Below are 22,738 nucleotides of genomic sequence, written 5' to 3' on the forward strand. Positions count from 1 at the left end.
CTGCGTCTATGCAGTCGAGCCCGGCTCGACCCGAACTTCCGGATATTCACCTGTATCAGATTGATTGCACATGATTTTAATCAAGGGAGCGATAACTATAAATAACGTGGCGAAACTTGCACAGGGATGAAGTGCGTATTACACCCCCATTGGGGGTTGGTTGGCTCTCGCGTTGTCGCCGCATACATATTTTTAACAAAAAGATCGGGTTAATGTGAGCAGAGGACTGACCTTCTGCTTGCCAGCATGACCGGCTTTGCTATTATTCGTGAGCCTTTTTACGTACTACAACAGAGTCACTACATGGTCATAAAAGCGCAAAGCCCTGCCGGGTTTGCCGAGGAATACATCATCGAGTCCATCTGGAACAATCGCTTTCCTCCTGGATCCATTCTGCCGGCGGAGCGTGAATTGTCCGAGCTGATTGGCGTGACTCGCACTACCTTGCGCGAAGTGCTGCAGCGCCTTGCCCGCGATGGCTGGCTCACCATCCAGCATGGCAAACCGACCAAGGTGAACAACTTCTGGGAAACCTCAGGCCTCAATATCCTGGAGACCCTGGCGCGCCTCGATCAGGACAAGGTGCCGGATCTGGTGGCCCAGTTGCTGTCGGCTCGCACCAACATCTGCACCATCTTCATCCGTGGCGCCATTCGCAACAATCCGGATCAGGCCGCCGAGATCCTGCGCGGTGCCGACGAGGTGGAGAACACGGCCGAAGCCTATGCGGACTTCGATTACCGTCTGCACCACCAGCTCTCGTTTGCTTCGGGTAACCCCATCTATGCCTTGATCCTCAACGGGTTCAAGGGGCTCTATAGCCGCGTCGGGCGTTATTACTTCTCCGACAAGCAGGCGCGCGAGACGGCGGATGCCTACTACAAGACGCTGCTGAAACTGGCCGAGACCAAGGACCACGAAGCCGTGTTCATGACGGTGCGTCAGTACGGCATCGAGTCGGGCAAGTTGTGGACCCGGTTGCGCCAGGACATGCCAAGCAATCTGTGTGACAACTGATTGCCGCGATCAAGAAAAACGCGCCTGATGGCGCGTTTTTTTATGCTTGCGACTCCCGCCTTGCCCATCAGGTCGCGCTCTTGCGATCCGGGCAGCGACCTATGATGTCCGCGGAGAGCTCGCCGTTGTCCTGCTCCAGTATCACATCGAACCCCCACAGCTGGTGCAGGTGCTTGAGCACCTCGTGGCGCGACTCACCCAGGGGAATGCGGTTGTGGGGCACGTAGCGCAGGGTGAGGGAGCGATCGCCCTTCACCGCCACGTTGTAGACCTGAATGTTGGGCTCCAGATTGCTCAGGTTGTACTGGGCTGACAGCGTGTTTCGCACCAGCCGGTAGCCCTCCTCGTTGTGGATGGCGGAGACCCTGAGGTAGTTCTTCAGATCGTCGTCGTCGATGGCAAACAGCTTCATGTCGCGCATCACCTTGGGACTGAGGAACTGGCTGATGAAGCTCTCGTCCTTGAAGTTCTGCATGGCGAAGTGCAGGGTATCGACCCAGTTGGTACCGGCATAGTCGGGGAACCAGTGCCTGTCCTCCTCGGTCGGGTGTTCGCAGATGCGGCGCAGGTCCGTGAACATGGCGAAACCGAGGGCGTAGGGGTTGATGCCGGAGTAGTAACGGCTGTTGTAGGGGGGCTGGTATACCACATTGGTGTGGCTGTGGAGCACTTCTATCATGAAGCGGTCGCTGATCTTCCCCTCGTCATAGAGGTGATTGAGGATGGTGTAGTGCCAGAAGGTGGCCCATCCCTCGTTCATCACCTGGGTCTGTTTCTGCGGGTAGAAGTACTGGCTGATCTTGCGCACGATGCGCACCACTTCCCGCTGCCAGGGCTCGAGCAGGGGAGCATTCTTCTCGATGAAGTAGAGAATGTTCTCCTGGGGCTCGGCCGGATAACGCCTGTCCTCGACACCGGAGATCTTGTGCTGCTTGGGCAGGGTGCGCCACAGCTCGTTGACCTGGGTCTGCAGATAGTCTTCCCGCGCCTTCTGGCGCCGTTTCTCTTCGGCCAGCGAGATCTTCTGGGGGCGCTTGTAGCGATCCACCCCGAAGTTCATCAGGGCATGACAGGAGTCGAGCAGGCGTTCGACCGCATCGATACCGTGTTTCTCCTCGCACTCGGTGATGTAGTTCTTGGCGAACAGCAGGTAATCGATGATGGAGGAGGCATCGGTCCAGGCCTTGAACAGATAGTTGTTCTTGAAGAAGGAGTTGTGGCCATAGCAGGCATGAGCCATCACCAGAGCCTGCATCGGCATGGTGTTCTCCTCCATCAGGTAGGCGATGCAGGGATCCGAATTGATGACGATCTCGTAGGCCAGCCCCATCTGGCCGCGCTTGTAGTTGCGCTCGGTGTGGATGAAGCGCTTGCCGAACGACCAGTGCTGGTAGCCGATGGGCATGCCGACGCTGGAGTAGGCATCCATCATCTGCTCCGCCGTGATCACCTCGATCTGGTTGGGGTAGGTGTCCAGCCGATAGAACTTGGCAACCCGGGCAATCTCCTGGTGATAGATCTCCAGCAGATCGAAGTTCCAGTCAGGACCATCGTCCAGCGGCGCTATTTTTCTCGCGGTTTCTACCATATGTGATCCCTCAAGCCGCTTGCTTCTTGAACAGCTCCCGGAAGACCGGATAGATGTCTTCCACCTTGCGGATGTGCTCCATCGCGAAGTGGGCATACTGCTCGGCCACCGCCTCGTACTCGTGCCACAGGGTCTGGTGGGCGCGGGTGGTGATCTCGATGTAGGAGTAGTAGCGCACCCTAGGCATGATGTCGCGCATCAGGATCTCCCTGCACTGGGGGGAGTCATCAGCCCAGTTGTCCCCGTCGGACGCCTGTGCCGCATAGATGTTCCACTGATTGGCCGGGTAACGCTCGTTGATGATGTCGTTCATCATCTTGAGTGCGCTGGAGACTATGGTGCCGCCGGTCTCCTGGGAGTAGAAGAACTCGTGCTCGTCCACCTCCTTGGCCTGGGTGTGGTGACGAATGTAGACCACTTCCACATTCTTGTAGGTCCGACTCAGGAAGAGGTAGAGCAGAATGTAGAAACGCTTGGCCATCTCCTTGGTGGCCTGATCCATGGAGCCGGAAACATCCATCAGGCAGAACATCACCGCCTGGCTGGAGGGAACGGGTCGTTTGACGAAGTTGTTGAACTTGAGATCGAAGGTGTCGATAAAGGGCACTGCCTCGATGCGCCGCTTCAGCTCACGGATCTCTTTCTCGAGCTGGGCCATCTCGGCGAAATGGTCGTTGGGTTCGCGAACCAGCTGGGCCAGCCGCTCCTCCAGTTCGCGCAGCTGGCGTTTCTTGCCTGCCTGCAGCGCCATGCGGCGTGCCAGCGAGTTCTGCAAGGATCTCACCACGTTGATGTTGGCGGGCACCCCGTTGGAGGTGTAGCCCGCCCGGTAAGTCTTCATCTCCATCAGCTGGTTGAGCTGGGTCTTTTGCAGCCGTGGCAGCTCGAGATCCTCGAACAGCAGATCCAGATACTCGTCCTTGGAGATCTGGAAGACGAAATCATCGACTCCCTCTCCTTGATCCGAAGCCTGGCCCTCGCCACTGCCCTGGCCGCCGCCCCCCCCTTTGGGCCGGTCAATCTTGTCACCGGAGACGAACTGGTCGTTGCCCGGATGCACCATCTCCCGTTTGCCGCCTTGCCCCTGATGAAAATGGGGTTCCCCGATGTCCTTGGTCGGGATGCTGATGCTCTCTCCCTTGTCCACGTCCTGAATGCTGCGCTTGGAGACAGCATCCGAGACCGCTTGTTTTATCTGCTTCTTGTAGCGGCGAATGAAGCGCTGCCGATTCACAGCGCTTTTGTTTTTGCCGTTGAGCCTGCGGTCGATAAAATGCGCCATAACTCCCCCTTGAACACGGCAGGGTCAGGATGACTTGCGTACCCTGAGATACCACTCGGAGAGCAGGCGCACCTGTTTGCGGGTGTAGCCCTTCTCCATCATCCGTTCGACAAAGTTATCGTGCTTCTTCTGCTCCTCGGCCGAGGTTTTGCTGTTGAAGGAGATAACCGGCAGCAGCTCTTCCGTGTTGGAGAACATCTTCTTCTCGATCACGGTGCGCAGCTTCTCGTAACTGGTCCAGTTGGGGTTACGGCCTGCGTTGTTGGCCCGGGCACGCAGCACGAAGTTGACGATCTCGTTGCGAAAATCTTTCGGGTTGCTGATCCCGGCGGGTTTTTCTATCTTCTCCAGCTCGCTGTTGAGGGATGCGCGGTCAAACAGCTGGCCGGTCTCGGGGTCACGATACTCCTGATCCTGGATCCAGAAGTCGGCGTAGGTGACGTAGCGATCGAAGATGTTCTGGCCGTACTCGGAGTAGGACTCGAGGTAGGCGGTCTGGATCTCCTTGCCGATGAACTCCACGTAGCGCGGGGTCAGATAGCCCTTGATGAACTCCAGATAGCGATCGTGCAGCTCCTGCGGGAACTGTTCCCGCTCGATCTGCTGCTCCAGTACATAGAAGAGGTGCACCGGGTTGGCAGCTACTTCCGCGTGGTCGAAGTTGAAGACGCGGGAGAGGATCTTGAACGCGAAGCGGGTCGACAGGCCGTTCATGCCCTCGTCCACCCCGGCGTAGTCGCGATACTCCTGATAGCTCTTGGCCTTGGGATCCGTGTCTTTCAGGCTCTCGCCGTCATAGACCCGCATCTTGGAGTAGAGGCTGGAGTTTTCCGGTTCTTTCAGGCGAGAGAGCACCGAGAACTGGCCCAGCAGCTCCAGGGTCCCCGGGGCGCACTTGGCATCGGTCAGCTCGCTGTTGAACAGCAGTTTTTCATAGATCTTCACCTCCTCCGAGACCCGCAGGCAATAGGGCACCTTGACGATGTAAACCCGGTCGAGGAAAGCCTCGTTGTTCTTGTTGTTGCGGAACTGCTGCCACTCGGATTCGTTGGAGTGGGCCAGCAGGATGCCGTCGAAGGGCAGGGCGGACAGCCCCTCGGTGCCGTTGTAGTTGCCCTCCTGGGTGGCGGTCAGCAGCGGGTGAAGCACCTTGATGGGGGCCTTGAACATCTCCACGAACTCCATCATCCCCTGGTTCGCCTTGCACAGGGCGCCGGAGTAGGAGTAGGCGTCGGCATCGTCCTGGGCATAGTGTTCCAGCATGCGGATGTCGACCTTGCCGACCAGGGAGGAGATGTCCTGGTTGTTGTCATCGCCAGGCTCCGTCTTGGCGATGGCGATCTGATCCAGGATGGAGGGGTTGACCTTCTCCACCTTGAACTTGGTTATGTCGCCGCCAAATTCGTGCAGGCGCTTGGCGACCCAGGGGGACATGATGGGCCTCAGGTAGCGGCGCGGGATGCCGTATTCCTTCTCCAGGATCTCGCCATCCTCTTCGATGTCGAACAGGCAGAAGGGGTGATCGTTGACCGGTGAGCCCTTGATGCGATAGATGGGGACTTTCTGCATCAGGGACTTGAGTTTTTCTGCCAGCGAGGATTTACCACCGCCGACGGGGCCAAGCAGGTAGAGGATCTGTTTCTTCTCTTCCAGGCCCTGGGCCGAGTGCTTGAGATAGGAGACGATCTGCTCGATGGCATCTTCCATGCCATAGAAGTCTTTGAAAGCGGGATAGCGCGCGACGACGCGGTTGGAAAAGAGGCGGCTGAGGCGCGGATTGGTCGAGGTATCGATCATTTCCGGCTCGCCGATGGCGGTCAGCAGGCGTTCTGCGGCGGAGGCGTAGCAGGATTTGTCCTGTTTGCACATATCCAGAAACTCCTGGATGCTGTACTCCTCCTCTCTGGCCTTCTCATACCGCTGTTGATAGTGCTCGAAGATGCCCATAACTTAGCCCTCGTTATAGTCGCTTGCCCTGAAAAAGAGTGGATCACTACTTTTGTTCTGTTTACCTCTTAAGCCTAGTCAACAGCCCCCAGTAATCCATCGCCATCATTGGTTTAAGTTTGTACGGGAGCTTCCCGATCCTGGTGCGGGAAGAGACAGCCAATGACATACCTATGTTACTGACTGTTAAATTATTTTTGCCACGACAATGATGCCGATGTCAAAGACATAAAAAAATAAATATTTGTGCGGTACGGGCGGAAAACGCAGGTTGTCCGCCTTGCGGTGGCGTGCAGCAGGCGGGGCAAGGGATAGACGCGTAAGGAGAGGAAATGCGGTGTCGTTTACGTCAACGTAATGCACTTGGTTTGGTGTTTTGACTCTAATTTTTACATTGACGCTACATTTTGGCTGCTTTAGATTGGCCCTGTGTCGAGCAGCCATCGCTTTAGCAAGAGAGTGGGTGACTGTGCAGATACTAAGCTCTGTTTAAGCACGTTTCCGTTGGCTTGACCCTCGCACCCGCGAGGGTCTTATTTTTTCAGCGTCCGGCAGATCAGGATTCGTCGGGATAGAGGCGGGAGACCGCCGTCAGCACGTCCGCGAAGGGATGGGCCGCCAGCTGGCCAAAACCGGCCAGGCTCCTGGCCTTGAGCCGGGTGGTCAGCGGGGTGGCGATGCCGCACAGGAAGCGGGTCAGCAGGCGGGGATCCCGGCTGTGACACAGGGCCACCAGGGGATCGCACCAGGCGCGCAGGCCATGCTCGTTCGGCAGGGCGGGCGTCGGCAACGGGGGCAATAGAGCGACCTCTCCCCGGCAAACGGAGCAGTGCCCGCACCGCTCGGGGGCCGCATCATCGGCAAAATAGCGGGCCAACTCATGGCTGAGGCAGGTGGTCGAGGAGAAGAAGGTCAGCAGGGCTTGCAGCCGGGCCAGTTCACTCTGCTCTTTTTGCTCGAACAGGGCATGGAGCTGATCTGCCAGCGACGCCACGTCGATCCCCTGGCGCAACACCCTATACACCTCGGTCATCTGTTTGCTTTCAAGCTCTATCCAGCCCTGCTGCTGCAGATAATCCAGCGCTGCCGCGGCGCGCTGGCGTTCCCCCTGATAGCCTTGCCACAGCGCCTCGAAGTCCATGGTGCACCAGGTGCGCGCCTGGGGGGCGCAGGCAAACACCTGCTCCAGAAACTGGCGGCGCTTGGGATCGAACCGGGCCAGGATCGCCTGCTTTTCCAGCACGAACCTGAAGCGGTACTCGGCAAAGTAGTTGTAGGCCGGCGCTATGATGCCCGCCATCTCCAGATAGACCAGCAGGGTCTTGAGGGGCAACTGGCGGATGTTGGTCTCGTTGGAGAGGCGCAGCAGACCAAATTCCCACTCGCTGCCAGCCTCTTGCAGGATCCCGAGCAGCCCCAAGATGGCGGTGCGGTCGGGTGTATCCCCATAGACGAAGTTTTCCAGTACCGGCAACTGGACGCGGCTTGCCAGCACGGTGCAGCGGGAGGGGAGGCCATCGCGCCCGGCGCGGCCTATCTCCTGGCTGTAGTTCTCGATGGATTTGGGCAGATCGTAGTGAATGACCCGGCGAATGTCGGCCTTGTCGATGCCCATGCCAAAGGCGATGGTGGCGACGATGCAGTCTAGCCTGCCCGCCATGAAGTCGTGCTGGATCTGGCTGCGCAGGGCGGGATCCAGCCCCGCATGGTAGGCACACGCCCGGATGCCGCTGGCCTGCAACTGCGCGGCGCACTGCTCTGCACTGTGCTGCAGGGTCACATAGACGATGGTGGGGGCGGCCGGATCCCGGTGCAGCTCCTCGCGCAGCCAGGCGTCGCGGGCGCTGCCGGCCAGCGGGATGACGGCCAGATCCAGGTTCGGACGATAGAAGCCGGTCACCACCAGATCGTCCCCGTCGATGGCGAACTTGGCCTGCATGTCGGCCATGACCGCCGGGGTGGCGGTAGCGGTCAGCAGCAGCACCTGGGGAATGGCCAGCTCGTGGCGATGATCCGGCAGCTTCAGGTAATCGGGGCGAAAGTTGTGGCCCCACTCCGAGATGCAGTGCGCCTCGTCCACCACCAGGAGGGACAGGGGGATCTGGGCAATGAAGCGGCGAAAGCGCTCGTTCTTGAGGCGTTCCACCGAGATCATCAGGATCTTGAGCCGGCCATCGCTGGCCTGCTGCATCACGCGCCGGCTCTCCTCCGGCGTCTGGCTGGAGTCCAGGGTCGCGGCGGCGATCCCCTTGCGCTGCAAGAAGGCGAGCTGATCATGCATCAGGGCGATCAGCGGCGAGATCACCAGAGTCAGGTGGGGCAGGGCGAGGGCGGGTAGCTGATAGCAGAGGGACTTGCCGGCCCCGGTCGGAAAGATGGCGGCCGCACTCTTGCCGGCCAGCAGACGGCTGATCACCGCTTCCTGCCCGGGCCGCAAGCGATCGAAACCGAAGTGTCGGCTTAACAAAGAGGTGATCATGGCAAGGCTCCCTGAGAAAGGGCCGCATCATACCACTTCTGGTCCAGCGTTGACCGAGGATCGGACTGGTTTGGTGACATTTTGGTCGCGGTTGATATTGTGTTATCACATTGTTGTAGATTTTTTGTGAGGTGACCCTGATATTTTTCAGTGATTATGTGGAAAAAAACGGTGGCAGATGGGATATTCCTTGTCCGCAACCCCACGCGAACGGACGGATCCAGCAGAAGATCTGCCGACGGCGCCATGGTCCCCGGACCGGTGTCCTTGCGTGGGCGGGTTGCCAACAGGACTAATGATTCACGCACCATGGGTGCACAGGGACTATTTGATGACACAACAACACCCCCTCATTCGACTGGTGAACAGCACCAGTCTGGTTAGCCAGATCCTGGTCGGTCTGGTACTCGGTATCCTCCTTGCCATGTTCATGCCGGAATGGGCGAAGGCGGCGGGCCTGCTTGGCAGCCTGTTCGTCGGTGCCCTGAAGGCGGTTGCACCCTTGCTGGTCTTCGTGCTGGTGATGGCGGCGATCATCGGGCACAAGCAGGGTCAGAAGACCAACATGAAACCCATCCTGATGCTCTATCTGCTGGGAACCTTCCTGGCGGCTGCCGTGGCCGTGGTCGCGAGCTTCCTGTTCCCCTCCAACCTGCACCTGGTGGCCAACAGCGCCGAGATCTCCCCGCCGGGCGGCATCACAGAGGTGCTGCAGACCCTGCTGTTCAACGTGGTGACCAACCCGGTGAAGGCGCTGCTGGAGGCGAACTACATCGGCATCCTGGCCTGGGCCATCGGCCTTGGCATCGCCATGCGCCACGCCAATGAGAGCACCAAGGCGGTGATCACCGACCTGTCCCACGGGGTGTCTACCATCGTCAAGGCCGTGATCCGCTGCGCCCCGCTTGGCATCCTGGGCCTGGTCGCCTCCACCCTGGCCGAGACCGGCTTCGATGCGCTGTTCGGCTATGCCCAGCTGCTGGTGGTGCTGATCGGCTGCATGCTGTTCATCGCCTTCGTGGTCAACCCGCTCATCGTGTTCTGGAAGATCAAGCGCAACCCCTATCCCCTGGTGCTGACCTGCCTGAAAGAGAGCGGCGTGACCGCCTTCTTCACCCGCAGCTCCGCCGCCAACATCCCGGTCAACATGGCGCTGGCCGAGAAGCTGCGCCTGCCGGAAGACACCTATGCGGTCTCCATCCCGCTGGGTGCCACCATCAACATGGCCGGTGCGGCCATCACCATCACAGTGCTCTCCATGGCGGCGGTGCACACCCTGGGGATGGAAGTGGATCTGGCTACCGCCATTCTGCTCTCCGTGGTCGCCACCGTCAGCGCCTGCGGCGCCTCCGGCGTGGCCGGTGGCTCCCTGCTGCTGATCCCGCTGGCGTGCAGCCTGTTTGGCATCAGCAACGACATCGCCATGCAGGTCGTCGCCGTGGGCTTCATCATCGGGGTGCTGCAGGACTCCGCCGAGACGGCCCTCAACAGCTCCACCGACGTGCTGTTCACCGCGGCCGCCTGCATGGCCGAGGATGAAAGCCTGCTGGACATGGCCCCGGTCCCCAGCCGCGAAGCCTGATCCCCTCGCGTGCCATGAGTTGCCAGCGCCCTCCTCGGAGGGCGCTTTTTATTGCTGGCCCTGTCCTCCACATTCCGCATGTCCCGCATTCCCTGGATCTAGCCTTCCACCCCACAGGGTCGCCATGGCCGCGGTGGGGGCTCCCCAAATTGACCTTGGGCCGCCAGCGTGCCGCTGCCAAGGCCGGTCTGCGTGCGCGGCTTCCCGTGGTTCCGCCATGAGTGACGTTGCTTCCTGCTGCCTGAGCGGCGGCGTGGCGCATCGCATCAGAGGATGGGCAATCGCGGGGGCAGGCGATACGGCCGGGCAGCCTGTACGGCGAAGTGCAGGGCCACGCCACCGGAGCGCGCCTGCGCCCTGTGGCCACCCCATCCCTTGAGTCGGAGGGCTATTGCCAAGCGGGATCCTGCCGTCCTGCGCAACCCGGTCAGAGGGACACGTCGTGCTGGGGCCTGATCCGATGCAAGCCGATGCCGCTGCGCCTGCAAGGGCCAGGGCAAAAGGTTGGTGAGGGGAGAGGGCAGGAGCCCCTCTTTGGGTGAGGGGGATGGGCAAGGCGGAGCTGGGTACTCAAGAAGGCTGGGAGCTGGGCCGAGGAGTGCGCCATGAGCCGCGGGAAGGGACTATCTGAACGCCTGCTCCCGGGAGCATGATCCTCACAACGAACACAGCCCGGCAGAGGGGATCTGCCGGGCTGCGGGGAGTGTCGGGCCAGAGGCTGGCCCGACGCTATCGGTGGCGGGATTAACCGACCAGCTGATACAGGATGGCGGAGATGGCGATGAGGCCCATGACTGCCACGAAGACGTTGCTGATCTGACCCTGGTATTTCGCCATGGCCGGCACGCGCTTGATGGCGTACATGGGCATGAGGAACAGGATGGTGGCGATGATGGGGCCACCCAGGGACTCGATCATCCCGAGGATGGAGGGGTTGATCACGGCCACGGCCCACAGGGTCAGGATGAAGAAGGCGATGATGAACAGCTCGATCTTCTTGTGGTTCGGGGTCTTGCCGGAGTTGCGCATGTTCTGGACGATCATCCCCTTCAGGCCTTCACGGGCACCCAGGTAGTGGCCGAAGAAGGAGGAGACGATGGCCACGAAGGCAACCAGCGGGCCGAAGTAGGAGATGATGGGGCTCGCATGCTGGTTGGCCAGGTAGGAGAGCACGGCGATGTTCTGGGACTTGGCCTCCGCCAGCTGGGCCGGTGTCAGGCTCATCACGCAGGAGAAGACGAAGAACATCACGAAGCCCAGCAGGATGACGGCGGTACGCTTGAGGATGGCGTCGGACTTGGCGACCGCATGGTCACCGTGATCGCGGCGCTGGGCCAGGGCGAAGCTGGAGATGGCCGGGCTGTGGTTGAAGGAGAAGACCAGCACCGGAATGGTCAGCCACAGGGTGGTGGCGAAATCCTTGGCGCTCGGCACTTCACTCAGGGCCGCGCCGGTCCAGTCCGGAATGAGGTAGAGGGAGATACCGGCCAGGATGGCGATGAGCGGGTAGACCAGGAACTCGGTGACCTTGAGCATCAGCTTCTCGCCGGCCAGCATCACGGACATCATGGCCATGATCAGCACGATGGAGAGGATCCAGCGCGGCGGCGCCGTCATTTGCAGCTGGTTGACCAGGAAGCTTTCCACCGTGTTGGTGATGCCCACCCCGTAGATCAGCACTATGGGGTAGATGGCGAAGAAGTAGAGCAGGGTGATGAGCTTGCCGGCACCCATGCCGAAGTGCTCTTCCACCACCTCTGTGATGTCGGCATTGGGCTGCTTGGAAGAGAGCACGAAGCGCGCCAGACCGCGGTGGGCCAGGTAGGTCATGGGGCCGACCAGCAGCGCCATCACCACCAGTGGCCAGAAGCCGCCCATGCCGGCGTTGATGGGCAGGAACAGGATGCCGGCGCCGACGGCGGTACCGAACAGGCTGATGACCCAGGTGGTGTCTTGTTTGCTCCAACCGCGAGCCTGGGTTGAGCGGGTTCCTTGCTCCTGTACGGCTGCAACATCCTGTGCGCCAGTGACTGTATTGGACATGTGTCTCACCCCGAATGTGTGGTTTTAATTAATCGGCGCAAGAATACTTTTTTTTTCATCAAAAATGTTGATCAAATTCACCTTTATGAGGCAGAAACCCGTACTTCCTTGTAGAAATGTGATCAAAAGAATAAAAAATCAAAATTTATTTATCAAATGCAGTGTTATTTGAATGTTAATTGGTCGATTCTTCATCCCTGCATGTTGTCAATATGTTGCTCGGAGAGGTGTTGGGACAGTTGGCGGATCATGCTGGCGGTCGCCCCCCAGATGAAAGAGTGCTCCCAGGGGATCCAGTAGATGGTGTGGCGTTTTCCCGCCCTGGGCAGGGTCAGGGCGATGTGATGGGCCGGATCCAGCACATGGCTGAGGGGCACTTCGAAGGCCTGATCCACCTCGTCCGGGCTCAGGGTCACCCGATAGCCGGGATCGAGCATGGCCAGCACCGGCAGCACATCGTAGCGGGAGATGGTGTTGAGGGGGGTGAGGCTGCCGATGACCCGGATCTGGGAGGCGGGAATGCCGAGCTCCTCCTCGGTTTCTCGGAGCGCCGTGTGGATGAGGCTCTCATCGTCCGGATCCTGGCGTCCGCCGGGGAAGCTTATCTGCCCCGGATGGTGGCGCAGGGCGGGACTGCGACGGGTCAGCAACAGGTGCAGGCCCCGGGGGCGCTCCACCAGGGGGATCAGCACAGCCGCCGGTTTGAGCCCCCCCAGCGCCAGGCGATGGGCGGGGGCGGGGCGTTGCAACAGGAAGCGGGTCAGCAGCTCGCTGCTCGTCATCTCCATGGGTCTCCATATTGCGGCCCTGAGGGCCTGGGTTCACAGGGTATCCAGCAGCGGCAGGATGCGGGCCACCTTGTCGAAGGTCTCCTGGTACTCGGCGTCGGGGTCGGAGTCGGAGATGATGCCGCCCCCCGCCCAGCAGTGGAGCTGGCCGGCCTCGGCTATCAGGGTGCGAATGCAGATGCTGGTGTCCATCCGCCCGTGCTGGCTCAGGTAGCCGATGCTGCCGCAGTAGGCGTTGCGTCTGTGGGGCTCCAGCTCCTCGATGATCTCCATCGCCCGGATCTTGGGGGCGCCTGTGATGGAGCCGCCGGGGAAGCAGGCCCGCAGCAGATCCACCCCTTGCCAGCGCGGGTCCAGCTCCCCGTGAATGGTGGAGACCAGGTGATGCACCGCGGGGAAGGACTCCACGGCGAAGAGGTGCGGCACAGTGACCGAACCCGGGCGGCTCACCCGGCCGATGTCGTTGCGCAGCAGATCCACGATCATCAGGTTTTCCGATCTGTCCTTGTCGGCGTGGGCGAGTGCGTCGGCCACCCGGGCGTCGATGACGGGATCCTGATGGCGGGGGCGGGTGCCCTTGATGGGCTTGGTCTCGATATGGCGCTCGTCGAGCAGCAGGAAGCGCTCCGGGGAGAGGCTCATAATGGCGCTCCGGGGCAGGCGGACAAAGGCCGAGAACGGCGCCTTGTTGGCGGCGCTGAGGGCGCAATAGGCGGACCACTCGCCTCCCTCATAGGGGGCACTGAAACGCTGGGTCAGGTTGATCTGGTAGCAGTCTCCCGCCGCCAGATATGCCTGGATGCGGGCAAACTTGTCACCGTATTCGGCTCGCGTCATGTTGCTCTGCCAGGGGCCCAGCAAGGCGAGAGGGGCAGATGAGCGCCCGGTCTGCGCCATCAGCCAGGCGAGGCGACGGGCGAGTCCGGTCTCGTCTCCCCAGTGCACCAGTTGCCAGCGGTCGGTCGCCACGTCCCGCAGCAGTGCCCAGTCGTAGATCCCCACCGCCATGTCCGGCACCTGGATGTCCGCCTGTGCCTGCGCTGGCAGGCGCTCGAATCGCCGTCCCAGATCGTAGCCAAAGAGCCCCATGGCACCCCCGATAAACGGCAGACCCGAGTCATCGTCAACCAGATCCCCGAGCAGGGCCCGCTGGACGTCGGCGAGCAGGGCGAGGGGATCGTCGTCATGGTGGCTCAGGTTGCCAGCCTGGTTCAGGCAGGTACTGTCACCCCGGGTCTCCAGGGTGGCGAGGGGATCGGCGCTGACGATGTCAAAGCGGTTGTCGGGCCCCTGGGGACCGGCGGACTCCAGCAGGATGGCCCAGGGCTGGTGCTGCAACCGGGCGAACAGGCCATGCAGCGAGGTTTGCGGGTCGAAATGGTGGATATGCAGTCTTGGTTTCATTTTTTGTTACATAGGCAACAGTTTGCACCCGGCTCCCTAGCCGGTTCGGGTGCTCAAGCGTATCATGGCCGCCGGCATTTTTAAGAAAAACACCGTTATAAAAACACGCCGTAGTCTGCCGGCTCCGGGCGCGCCTGCCGCCTGCCGAAGGCCCGGCTCATATGGAAGCCCTTGCTCGCGCAAGCGAGGACAAGGACCAGTGAGGATGATATGAGCATCATTAGAAAACAGGACTTTATCGATTCCATTGCTGACGCCCTGCAGTACATCTCCTTCTACCACCCCCTCGATTTCGTTCAGGCCGCCAAGGCCGCCTATGACAGGGAGATCAACCCGGCTGCCAAGGACGCCCTGGCCCAGATCCTGATCAACTCCCGCATGTCCGCCGAAGGTCATCGTCCGCTCTGCCAGGATACCGGCATCGTCACCTGTTTCGTGAAGATCGGCATGCAGGTGCAGTGGGACAGCGACATGACGGTACAGGAGATGGTGGATGAAGGCACCCGCCGTGCCTATACCAACCCGGACAACCCGCTGCGCGCCTCCGTGCTGGCCGATCCGGCGGGCAGCCGCAAGAACACCAAGGACAATGCCCCTGCCGTCGTGCACATCGACATGATCCCCGGCGACAAGGTGGAGGTGAGCATCGCGGCCAAGGGGGGCGGCTCCGAGAACAAGTCCAAGATGGTGATGCTCAACCCTTCCGACGACATCGTCGAGTGGGTGCTCAAGACGGTGCCGACCATGGGGGCCGGCTGGTGCCCACCCGGCATGCTGGGCATCGGCATCGGCGGCACCGCCGAGAAGGCGGCCGTGCTCGCCAAGGAAGCCCTGATGGAGCACATCGACATCCAGGAGCTGATCGCCCGTGGTCCGCAAACCACCGAAGAGAAGCTGCGGGTCGAGCTCTACGATAAGGTCAACAGGCTGGGGATAGGTGCCCAGGGCCTCGGCGGCCTCACTACCGTGCTGGACGTGAAGGTGAAATCCGCGCCGACTCACGCCGCCTCCAAACCCGTGGTGATGATCCCCAATTGTGCCGCTACCCGTCACGTGCATTTCGAGCTCGATGGCTCGGGCCCGGCCGAGCTGACCCCGCCCAAGCTGGCCGATTGGCCCGAGATCACCCGCGAGGCGGGGGGCAACGTGCGCCGGGTCAACGTCGACGGTATCACCAAGGCCGAGCTCGCCAGCTGGAAGAGTGGCGATACCGTGCTGCTCTCCGGCAAGATCCTGACCGGTCGCGACGCCGCCCACAAGCGCATCGCCGACATGCTCAAGAACGGTGAAGGGCTGCCGGAAGGGGTCGATTTCACCAACCGCTTCATCTATTACGTGGGCCCTGTCGATGCGGTGCGTGACGAAGTGGTCGGCCCGGCCGGCCCGACGACCTCCACCCGGATGGACAAGTTCACCGACATGATGCTGGGAGAAACCGGCCTCATCGGCATGATCGGCAAGTCCGAGCGCGGCCCCAAGACGGTCGAGAGCATCAAGCAGCACCAGGCCGTTTATCTGATGGCGGTCGGTGGCGCCGCCTATCTGGTGGCGAAAGCCATCAAGAAGGCGCGGGTAGTGGCCTTTGCCGATCTCGGCATGGAAGCCATCTACGAGTTCGAGGTGGAAGACATGCCGGTCACCGTGGCGGTCGACTCCCAGGGCAACAACATCCATGAAACCGGGCCGGCCTACTGGTCCGCCAAGATTGCCGAGCTGGATACCAAGCTCGCGTGATCCGCAGCCCCCGTCGGGGGCCGGGCAGGGAAACTGCCACCGGTATGGAGATGACAGAAGGCGACCTCAGGGTCGCCTTTCTTGTGCGCCTCGTTTGCCGATCGCCACGCCTTGATAATGGTGCTCTGGTCTTATGACCCTATGACGCAAGGGGCTTTTCAGAGACCAGCCCGGAGCCGTAGGCCTACTCAATGGTTCAGGTAGACATCCTGGCCGCCGTAGCCAAGGGCGCCTCCCCGGGAGGGCACGGGTTCGAAGAAGCGGGTCAAGACGCCGGCGCGCTGGCCCAGGGTGTTCAGTCTGCCGCGATCCAGGGCAACCTGTTCGGGCAGCCAGGTCAGCACGGCGGCACAGTGGCCATTGATCAGGCTCTGCTCCAGCAGACGCTGCCAATTCTTGATCTTGCGACCGTGCACGACCAGCACCCTGGCAGGGTTGATCCCCTGTGCCTGCAACTGCTCGGCGACGGGCAGGCCGGGCGGCGCGATGAGCAGGATCCAGCCGCGGTCGCTCTGGCTCAGGCGGCCCAGCGCATCGAGCAGCGGTGTCTCGTGAAGGTTGGCACCGAGCCGCTGATCATGCCCCATCTTGCTCTGATGGCGGGTGGGCCAGGTGGTGATCAGACCGGCAGAGGAGGAGAGAGGGCGGTGACTCAGGGGCTGGCTCATATGTCGTTCCTGTATGAATAACCATGCTGTATGTGCATACAGTAGTTCCATCTTGCGGGAGTGACAAGTCGCTTGTGGCTAAAAATGTGAGCGGATTGGCAATATCAATACTTAAGGTTATGAATAAAAAGAATATTTTTATTTGGCATGAGGTGGGTGTTTTGTGAGCTGTAGACAAATAGCGGGTCGGCGCCCATGGTTATACAGTCTGTATGACGAGAGGAGGGAGCAAGATGGACGTCAGTACCTTGCAGCGGCTGGATGCCAACATTCTGCTCGGGATCATCAACGAGAAGCTGCGGCTGGAGTGCGATGGTCTGGAAGAGCTGCTGGCTTATTACGACATGACGGAGGATCAACTGGCCACCCGTCTGCAGCAGATTGGGTATCACTATGATCCCATGAGCAACCAGTTCAAGGCCCATGGCTAATTGGCAGGGCAGGGTGCTCCGCTTGGAGCACCTTCCTTTTATTGCCGCCTGAACATGGCAAGCATTGAAAGCGGTTTCACCTTCAATCATATTGGCAGTTATTTTCACGTATTTTCAGCCGCAGGCAAACATTGAAAACCTATTCATGAATTTATCTTTTGTGAATTCATGCATTGTGTTGATTTAAAAGGTTATTTTTATTTCCCGCCCCGAAATTTAAGGAAAGGGTTTTCATGGTGAAACTGTCATTTTTATGCGTTAAAGTGTGACTCACGTTAACTTTTCAACCCCTGGCTTTAGCTAGTATGCCCACGCCGGAGCATATTCTGAGATAACAACAGCGCCGGTCCCCAATGGGATGACATTTTTATTTGTAACGAAGGAAAATGGTTTATGGCTACCAAGAAGAAGACAGACCAGGATCTCCAACTGGATAAAGATCAGCTCAAGGCGAGTATCGTGCGTCACCTGCGTTCTACCTTGGGTACAAGCGAACAGAAAGCCTCTCCGGATGCCTGGTGGAAAGCGACCGCTGCCGCCGTCAATGAACAGGTGTACGAGCGCCTGACCCGCACTCAGCAGACTCACTTCAAGAAAGATACTCGTGCGATTCACTATCTCTCTGCTGAATTCCTGATGGGGCGTTTGACCTCCAACAACCTGCACAACCTCTCCCTGTACAAGATCTGCGAAGAGGCGCTGGGTGAACTCGGTCTGGAACTGACCGATCTCTGCGAGCAAGAGCCCGACATGGCCCTCGGCAATGGCGGCCTGGGCCGTCTGGCCGCCTGCTTCATCGATTCCCTGGCCACCCTGAACTACCCGGCGGTGGGCTATGGCATCCATTACGAACACGGCCTGTTCCGTCAGGAAATTCAGGATGGCCGCCAGATCGAGCGTCCGGACTCCTGGCGCGAATATGGCAACCCCTGGGAGATCTGCCGCCCCGAGTCTGTGCAGGAGATCCCGCTCTACGGCTACGTGGAGACAGTGTTTGGTGACAAGGGCGGCCTGAAGAAGGTGTGGCACGCCGGTCGCAAGATCAAAGGGGTGCCCTGGGATATCCCGGTCGTCGGTTTTGGCGGCAGTACCGTCAACATCCTGCGCCTGTGGGAATCCCGCGCCTCCGAGTTCTTCGACTGGGACGTGTTCAATGCCGGTGGTTACGTCGACTCCCAGGCCGAGAAGGCCCAGGCTGAGACCATCTCCAAGGTGCTCTACCCGAACGACGAAACAGACGCGGGCAAGGAGCTGCGCCTGATCCAGCAGTACTTCTTCTGTGCCTGCTCCATCAAGGACATCATGCGTCGCTACAAGCGGGTCCATGGCGCCGAGTTCGGCAACTTTGCCGCGCAGATCGCCATCCAGCTCAACGACACCCACCCCACAGTGGCCATCCCCGAGCTGATGCGGGTGCTGGTGGATGAAGAAGGGCTGACCTGGGATACCGCCTGGGGTATCTGCTATCAGGTCTTCTCCTACACCAACCACACCCTGCTGCCCGAAGCGCTGGAGAAGTGGTCCGTCAGCCTGTTCGAGAAGGTGTTGCCCCGTCATCTCGAGATCATTTATGAAATCAACGCCCGCTTCCTGAACGAGCTGGTCGAGCCGAAATGGCCGGGCAACGACGCCATCAAGGCCAAGCTCTCCATCATCGAAGAGGGTGACGTGCGCAAGGTGCGCATGGGCAACCTGTGCGTCATCGGCTCCTCCAAGGTGAACGGCGTGGCCGAGATCCACTCCAAGCTGGTGAAGGAGGATCTCTTCCCCGAGTACGCCGAGCTGTGGCCGGAGAAGATGTGCAACGTCACCAACGGCGTGACCCCGCGTCGTTGGCTGCTGGCCTGCAACCCCGAGCTCGCCGAGCTCTACAACGAGGTGGTGGGCAAGGAATGGCCGCTGCAGCTCGACAAGCTGCGCAGCGTGGTGAAGTTTGCCGACGACCAGGCCTTCCAGCAGCAGTTCATGACCATCAAGCGTCACAACAAGGAGAAGCTGGTCAAGGTCATCAAGGCCGAAACCGGCATCGAGGTGAGCGCGGAGGCGATCTTCGACGTCCAGATCAAGCGTCTGCACGAGTACAAGCGCCAGCAGCTGAACCTCATCCACATCATGGCGCTCTACCGTCGTCTGCTGGCGAACCCCGACTATGACATGCACCCGCGCGTGTTCATCTTCGGCTCCAAGGCGGCGCCTGGTTACAAGCTGGCCAAGGATATCATCTACGCCATCAACAAGCTGGCGGAGCGGGTCAACAACGACGCCCGCATCCAGGGCAAGCTGAAAGTGGTGTTCATGCCGAACTACCGCGTGAGCCTGGCCGAGAAGCTGATCCCGGCGGCCGACGTCTCCGAGCAGATCTCCACCGCCGGTTATGAAGCGTCCGGCACCGGCAACATGAAGATGGCACTGAACGGCGCCATCACCATAGGTACCCTGGACGGCGCCAACATCGAGATCGCCGAGGAAGCGGGCGCCGAGAACTGCGCGATCTTCGGCCTGAACGTGGACGAGGTGAAGTCCCTGAAGGCGCGCGGTTACAACCCGTACGACTTCTACTACGCCAACTCCGAGCTCAAGGCCGTACTGGACTGGTTCGATACCGACTACTTCACGCCGGGTCGCCCGGGGGAGCTCGCCTCCATCAAGCGCTCCTTGCTGGAAGGGGGGGATCCCTACCTGACCCTGGCGGACTTCGAGTCCTACTCCGAGGCGCACAAGCTGATCGATGCCTGGTATCGGGATCCGGCCCTGTGGGCGAAGAAGGCCATCATCAACTCCGCCACCATGGGTAAGTTCAACTCCGACCGCTCCATCCAGGACTACGTGGACCGGATCTGGAAGCTCAAGAGCTGTAGCGTCGGCTGATCGCCACCCCTATGAAAAACCCCGCGATGCGGGGTTTTTTTATGCCATCAGCTCCAGAGCTCTGTCATCAGGGTCTGTCGACCACCCGGGTGCCTGCCGGCACGCGCTTTTTGCCGGTGATCATCCCCCTGACGAGATCCCCCCGCACCAGGCGATCGAGGGCGATGACCGCCAGCACATGGACGAAGATGGCGATCTGCAGCGCCTTGGCAAAGAACTCGTGCACCTCCTCCATGAGATGGCTGCCCGCCAGCGGCCCGTATTCGGTCATGATCCCGCTCGCGGCGGTGCCTGCCAGGCAGGTCAGGAGCAGCAATACCATCAGGGAGCCCAGCGGATTGTGGCCGGCGTAGTAGGGATGCCGTCCCTGCAGGGTGCTCTTGAGATAGGCGATGACGCCAGCCGGCGTCGGCAGCCACTGGGCAAACCTGGCATGGTAAGAGCCGATGAACCCCCACAGGATGCGCAGCACCAGCAGTCCGGCCAGCGCATATCCCGCATAACGGTGGTTGCGCTCCCCCTCCTCGAGGATGAAGAGGTTCAGCACGCATAAAAGCACGGTGGCCCAGTGAAAGCCCCTGACCACCCAGTCCCACACCTTGATTTCATTGCCGCTCTGCATCGTGTTCCCCATGACATGATCCTCTCGTCGTGATGTGTCGAGCCCTCCGCGTCACGGGTGGCTCGCCTGTCGTTGTCCTGCATCATGGGAGGGATTTCTTAAGGCAGTGTTAATGCGAGCACGGCCGGGAAGCCGAGGGGGCTGGTTGCCATGTCGGCGCGATGAGGGAGGCGACCGCGGGAAAAACAAAGCCCCGGCGAAGCGGGGCTTTGAGGGTCATCAGGGCCGCCTGCGGGCGAACATCAGTGGAGGATGTCCCCCATGAAATAGGCGAGCAGGGTCAGAATGACGGTGAACACCAGGTTCAGCACCAGACCGGCCCGCATCATCTCCCGCTGCTGGATGTGACCGCTCGCAAAGACGATGGCGTTGGGCGGGGTGGCCACCGGCAGCATGAAGGCGCAGGAGGCGCCGACCGCGATGAGCACGGACACCACCACGGGGGAGACCCCCAGCGCCTCGGCCACCCCGGCGAACAGCGGCACCAGCAGGGCGGCGGTGGCAGTGTTGGAGACCAGCTCGGTCAGGAACACCACGAAGGCGGCCAGGCAGAGCAGGATGACGAAGATGGGCATGGCGGAGAGGCCGCTGGAGAGGTGCTCCGCCAGGAAGGCGTTGGCCCCGGTCTGTTTCAGGATGGCGCTCAGGGTGAGGCCGCCTCCGAACAGCAGCAGCACGCCCCAGTCGGTGTTCTGGTTGATGTCATCCCAGCTGGCGACCCGGCTGACGGCGATGGCCAGGATGGCACCCATGGCGATTAGGGTATCGAATTGGGGAATGCCGCCCAGGGCCGCGGCGAGGGGCTGGGAGCCGATCCACAGCAGCACAGTAGTGAGGAAGATGAGCAGGGTCGTCTTGCGCTGGCCTGTCCACTCTATGGTGACCCGCTCGGTGCTGACCTGGTGGGAGAGATTGGGACGGGTCACCCAGTAGAGCAGGCTTATGCCTACCGGCATGAAGATGAGCACCACAGGGATGCCGAATTTCAGCCAGTCGGTGAAGCCAAGGCCCATCTGGGCGGCGGCGATGGCATTGGGCGGGCTGCCCACCAGGGTGCCGATGCCGCCGATGCTGGCGCTGTAGGCGACACCGAGCAGGACGAAGACCAGGGTACGACGCTCCTTGTGCACATCCAGGCCCTTGAGCATGCCGAGGGCGAGCGGCATCATCATGGCGGCGGTGGCGGTGTTGCTGATCCACATGGAGAGGGCTGCCGTGATGGTGAAGAGCACGATGGCGGCCCAGCCGAGGTGCCCCTTGGCGAGCTGCATCACCTTGCCGGCGATCTGGGTATCGAGTCCCTGCTTGGAGAGCGCCGCCGCGAGGGCGAAGCCGCCGAAGAAGAGGAACAGGACGGGGTTGGCGAAGTCGGTCAGCGACTTGCTCATGTCAAAGACCCCGAGCAGGGTGGCGAGCACCGGGATGGAGATGGCGGTGATGGTGATGTTCACCGCCTCGGTCAGCCAGAGGATGGCGATGAAGATCAGGATGCCGAGCCCCTTGTTGACCATGGGATCAAACGGGAGCCAGGCGAGCATGGCACAGAGCAGCAGGAGATCCAGGATGACGATCCCGGACTTGATGTCCAGCCAGCGTGAGGGGGTGGAAGGCAGTGCAGAGGTTGGCATGTTGTTCTCTCGGTTAATTTATGGTTGTTGTTGTGTTGCCGAGATTACATTCAAGCCCCTGTTTGAAACAGGGGCTTGTGGTCAAACCATGTGGCGACTCACAGAGTCAAGTGAAAATGGATCTGAAATTAAACACAAATAAAACATTTCATTTTCATTCTGGCGTGATCGCGAAGGAGAGCAGCCACTCCTTGAACATCCCCTTGGGCAGGGCCCCGCTGCGCTGGGCCAGGATCTCCCCCCGCCGGAAGATCATCAGAGTCGGAATGCTGCGAATGGCGTAGCGGCTGGCGATGGCCGCCTCCTGCTCGGTGTCGAGCTTGACGAAACGGATGCGGGGTTCGAGCTCCCGGGCCGTCTCCTGAAAGACGGGGGCAAATTGCAGGCAGGGGCCGCACCAGCTGGCCCAGAAGTCGACCACCACCGGAATGTCGGACTGGATCAGGGCATCGAAGTGCGCCAGCCGGCCGGTGACGGGGGTGTGCGCAAACAGGGGATGCTGGCAGCGACCACACTTCGCATTTGAGTCTGTTTTTTCGGCGGGCAGGCGATTGCGGGTAAAGCATTGGCTACAATAGGTAGTGACAAGTGACATATTTGCTTCCTTATTTCATGGCCCGGCAACATCTTTATTGCATTCAGAGCGCCGACTAACGG

General features: G+C 60.6%; 17 protein-coding genes. 5 read left to right on the forward strand and 12 right to left on the reverse strand.

Annotated elements, in window-relative coordinates:
• Positions 1 to 303 precede the first annotated feature (303 nt).
• Complete coding sequence (gene fadR, locus AB5Y72_RS15090; RefSeq protein ID WP_042076965.1) at positions 304 to 1,017, forward strand: fatty acid metabolism transcriptional regulator FadR; 714 nt, start codon at positions 304 to 306, stop codon at positions 1,015 to 1,017.
• A 67-nt stretch (positions 1,018 to 1,084) separates the two neighbouring features.
• Here the strand turns inward: fadR and AB5Y72_RS15095 are convergent, their stop codons facing one another.
• From AB5Y72_RS15095 to AB5Y72_RS15110, 4 genes are all read right to left on the reverse strand, one after another.
• Positions 1,085 to 2,605 carry a SpoVR family protein gene (locus AB5Y72_RS15095; protein WP_042076964.1) on the reverse strand — a complete coding sequence of 507 codons (1,521 nt, stop codon included), beginning with the start codon at positions 2,603 to 2,605 and terminating at the stop codon, positions 1,085 to 1,087.
• Between the two features lie 10 nt (positions 2,606 to 2,615).
• The gene (locus AB5Y72_RS15100; RefSeq protein WP_325782597.1) at positions 2,616 to 3,887 is read right to left on the reverse strand and encodes a YeaH/YhbH family protein; all 1,272 of its coding nucleotides are present in this window, start codon (positions 3,885 to 3,887) and stop codon (positions 2,616 to 2,618) included.
• 24 nt (positions 3,888 to 3,911) lie between these two features.
• Positions 3,912 to 5,834, reverse strand: a complete 1,923-nt coding sequence (locus AB5Y72_RS15105; protein ID WP_042076962.1) for a PrkA family serine protein kinase — start codon at positions 5,832 to 5,834, stop codon at positions 3,912 to 3,914.
• Positions 5,835 to 6,390: 556 nt separating this feature from the next.
• The gene (locus AB5Y72_RS15110; RefSeq protein ID WP_325782598.1) at positions 6,391 to 8,313 is read right to left on the reverse strand and encodes a RecQ family ATP-dependent DNA helicase; all 1,923 of its coding nucleotides are present in this window, start codon (positions 8,311 to 8,313) and stop codon (positions 6,391 to 6,393) included.
• A gap of 331 nt (positions 8,314 to 8,644) precedes the next feature.
• On the opposite strand from AB5Y72_RS15110, the gene sstT reads away from it, so the two are divergent.
• A complete protein-coding gene (sstT, locus tag AB5Y72_RS15115) occupies positions 8,645 to 9,895 on the forward strand; it encodes a serine/threonine transporter SstT (RefSeq protein WP_325782599.1) in 1,251 nt (416 codons plus the stop codon).
• 266 nt (positions 9,896 to 10,161) lie between these two features.
• Here sstT and AB5Y72_RS15120 read toward each other — a convergent pair whose 3' ends face one another.
• The 4 genes from AB5Y72_RS15120 to pabB form a co-directional block, all read right to left on the reverse strand.
• Complete coding sequence (locus AB5Y72_RS15120) at positions 10,162 to 10,293, reverse strand: hypothetical protein (protein ID WP_325782600.1); 132 nt, start codon at positions 10,291 to 10,293, stop codon at positions 10,162 to 10,164.
• A 346-nt stretch (positions 10,294 to 10,639) separates the two neighbouring features.
• Positions 10,640 to 11,938, reverse strand: coding sequence for an HAAAP family serine/threonine permease (locus AB5Y72_RS15125; RefSeq protein ID WP_042076959.1), 1,299 nt, complete (start codon positions 11,936 to 11,938; stop codon positions 10,640 to 10,642).
• A 191-nt stretch (positions 11,939 to 12,129) separates the two neighbouring features.
• Positions 12,130 to 12,720: a CoA pyrophosphatase gene (locus tag AB5Y72_RS15130; protein ID WP_042076979.1), complete on the reverse strand. Its 591-nt coding sequence runs from the start codon at positions 12,718 to 12,720 to the stop codon at positions 12,130 to 12,132.
• 39 nt (positions 12,721 to 12,759) lie between these two features.
• Positions 12,760 to 14,130: an aminodeoxychorismate synthase component I gene (gene pabB / locus AB5Y72_RS15135; RefSeq protein WP_325782601.1), complete on the reverse strand. Its 1,371-nt coding sequence runs from the start codon at positions 14,128 to 14,130 to the stop codon at positions 12,760 to 12,762.
• A gap of 210 nt (positions 14,131 to 14,340) precedes the next feature.
• On the opposite strand from pabB, the gene AB5Y72_RS15140 reads away from it, so the two are divergent.
• A complete protein-coding gene (locus tag AB5Y72_RS15140) occupies positions 14,341 to 15,864 on the forward strand; it encodes a fumarate hydratase (RefSeq protein WP_042076956.1) in 1,524 nt (507 codons plus the stop codon).
• Positions 15,865 to 16,052: 188 nt separating this feature from the next.
• On the opposite strand, the gene AB5Y72_RS15145 is transcribed toward AB5Y72_RS15140, so the two are convergent.
• Positions 16,053 to 16,532 carry a cell division inhibitor gene (locus tag AB5Y72_RS15145; protein ID WP_325782602.1) on the reverse strand — a complete coding sequence of 160 codons (480 nt, stop codon included), beginning with the start codon at positions 16,530 to 16,532 and terminating at the stop codon, positions 16,053 to 16,055.
• A 233-nt stretch (positions 16,533 to 16,765) separates the two neighbouring features.
• Here AB5Y72_RS15145 and AB5Y72_RS15150 point away from each other — a divergent pair, with 233 nt between their 5' ends.
• Together AB5Y72_RS15150 and AB5Y72_RS15155 are read left to right on the forward strand one after the other, a co-directional pair.
• Positions 16,766 to 16,963, forward strand: a complete 198-nt coding sequence (locus tag AB5Y72_RS15150; RefSeq protein ID WP_005323525.1) for a DUF4250 domain-containing protein — start codon at positions 16,766 to 16,768, stop codon at positions 16,961 to 16,963.
• 393 nt (positions 16,964 to 17,356) lie between these two features.
• Positions 17,357 to 19,831, forward strand: coding sequence for a glycogen/starch/alpha-glucan phosphorylase (locus tag AB5Y72_RS15155; protein WP_325782603.1), 2,475 nt, complete (start codon positions 17,357 to 17,359; stop codon positions 19,829 to 19,831).
• A gap of 67 nt (positions 19,832 to 19,898) precedes the next feature.
• Here the strand turns inward: AB5Y72_RS15155 and AB5Y72_RS15160 are convergent, their stop codons facing one another.
• The 3 genes from AB5Y72_RS15160 to trxC form a co-directional block, all read right to left on the reverse strand.
• A complete protein-coding gene (locus AB5Y72_RS15160; protein ID WP_325782604.1) occupies positions 19,899 to 20,465 on the reverse strand; it encodes a cytochrome b/b6 domain-containing protein in 567 nt (188 codons plus the stop codon).
• A 230-nt stretch (positions 20,466 to 20,695) separates the two neighbouring features.
• Positions 20,696 to 22,081: a DASS family sodium-coupled anion symporter gene (locus AB5Y72_RS15165; protein WP_318161457.1), complete on the reverse strand. Its 1,386-nt coding sequence runs from the start codon at positions 22,079 to 22,081 to the stop codon at positions 20,696 to 20,698.
• 154 nt (positions 22,082 to 22,235) lie between these two features.
• On the reverse strand, positions 22,236 to 22,676 hold the full coding sequence (trxC, locus tag AB5Y72_RS15170; RefSeq protein WP_325782607.1) for a thioredoxin TrxC: 441 nt from the start codon (positions 22,674 to 22,676) through the stop codon (positions 22,236 to 22,238).
• Positions 22,677 to 22,738 lie beyond the last annotated feature (62 nt).

This window comes from Aeromonas sp. R7-4 (assembly GCF_040908055.1).
GTDB lineage: Bacteria > Pseudomonadota > Gammaproteobacteria > Enterobacterales > Aeromonadaceae > Aeromonas > Aeromonas sanarellii.

Bases quoted from the DNA above. Each gene is read 5' to 3' on its own strand.
- fadR (WP_042076965.1), top strand. From the start codon at position 304: ATGGTCATAAAAGCGCAAAGCCCTGCCGGGTTTGCCGAGGAATACATC.
- AB5Y72_RS15095 (WP_042076964.1), bottom strand. From the start codon at position 2,605: ATGGTAGAAACCGCGAGAAAAATAGCGCCGCTGGACGATGGTCCTGAC.
- AB5Y72_RS15100 (WP_325782597.1), bottom strand. From the start codon at position 3,887: ATGGCGCATTTTATCGACCGCAGGCTCAACGGCAAAAACAAAAGCGCT.
- AB5Y72_RS15105 (WP_042076962.1), bottom strand. From the start codon at position 5,834: ATGGGCATCTTCGAGCACTATCAACAGCGGTATGAGAAGGCCAGAGAG.
- AB5Y72_RS15110 (WP_325782598.1), bottom strand. From the start codon at position 8,313: ATGATCACCTCTTTGTTAAGCCGACACTTCGGTTTCGATCGCTTGCGG.
- sstT (WP_325782599.1), top strand. From the start codon at position 8,645: ATGACACAACAACACCCCCTCATTCGACTGGTGAACAGCACCAGTCTG.
- AB5Y72_RS15125 (WP_042076959.1), bottom strand. From the start codon at position 11,938: ATGTCCAATACAGTCACTGGCGCACAGGATGTTGCAGCCGTACAGGAG.
- AB5Y72_RS15130 (WP_042076979.1), bottom strand. From the start codon at position 12,720: ATGACGAGCAGCGAGCTGCTGACCCGCTTCCTGTTGCAACGCCCCGCC.
- pabB (WP_325782601.1), bottom strand. From the start codon at position 14,130: ATGAAACCAAGACTGCATATCCACCATTTCGACCCGCAAACCTCGCTG.
- AB5Y72_RS15140 (WP_042076956.1), top strand. From the start codon at position 14,341: ATGAGCATCATTAGAAAACAGGACTTTATCGATTCCATTGCTGACGCC.
- AB5Y72_RS15145 (WP_325782602.1), bottom strand. From the start codon at position 16,532: ATGAGCCAGCCCCTGAGTCACCGCCCTCTCTCCTCCTCTGCCGGTCTG.
- AB5Y72_RS15150 (WP_005323525.1), top strand. From the start codon at position 16,766: ATGGACGTCAGTACCTTGCAGCGGCTGGATGCCAACATTCTGCTCGGG.
- AB5Y72_RS15155 (WP_325782603.1), top strand. From the start codon at position 17,357: ATGGCTACCAAGAAGAAGACAGACCAGGATCTCCAACTGGATAAAGAT.
- AB5Y72_RS15160 (WP_325782604.1), bottom strand. From the start codon at position 20,465: ATGGGGAACACGATGCAGAGCGGCAATGAAATCAAGGTGTGGGACTGG.
- AB5Y72_RS15165 (WP_318161457.1), bottom strand. From the start codon at position 22,081: ATGCCAACCTCTGCACTGCCTTCCACCCCCTCACGCTGGCTGGACATC.
- trxC (WP_325782607.1), bottom strand. From the start codon at position 22,676: ATGTCACTTGTCACTACCTATTGTAGCCAATGCTTTACCCGCAATCGC.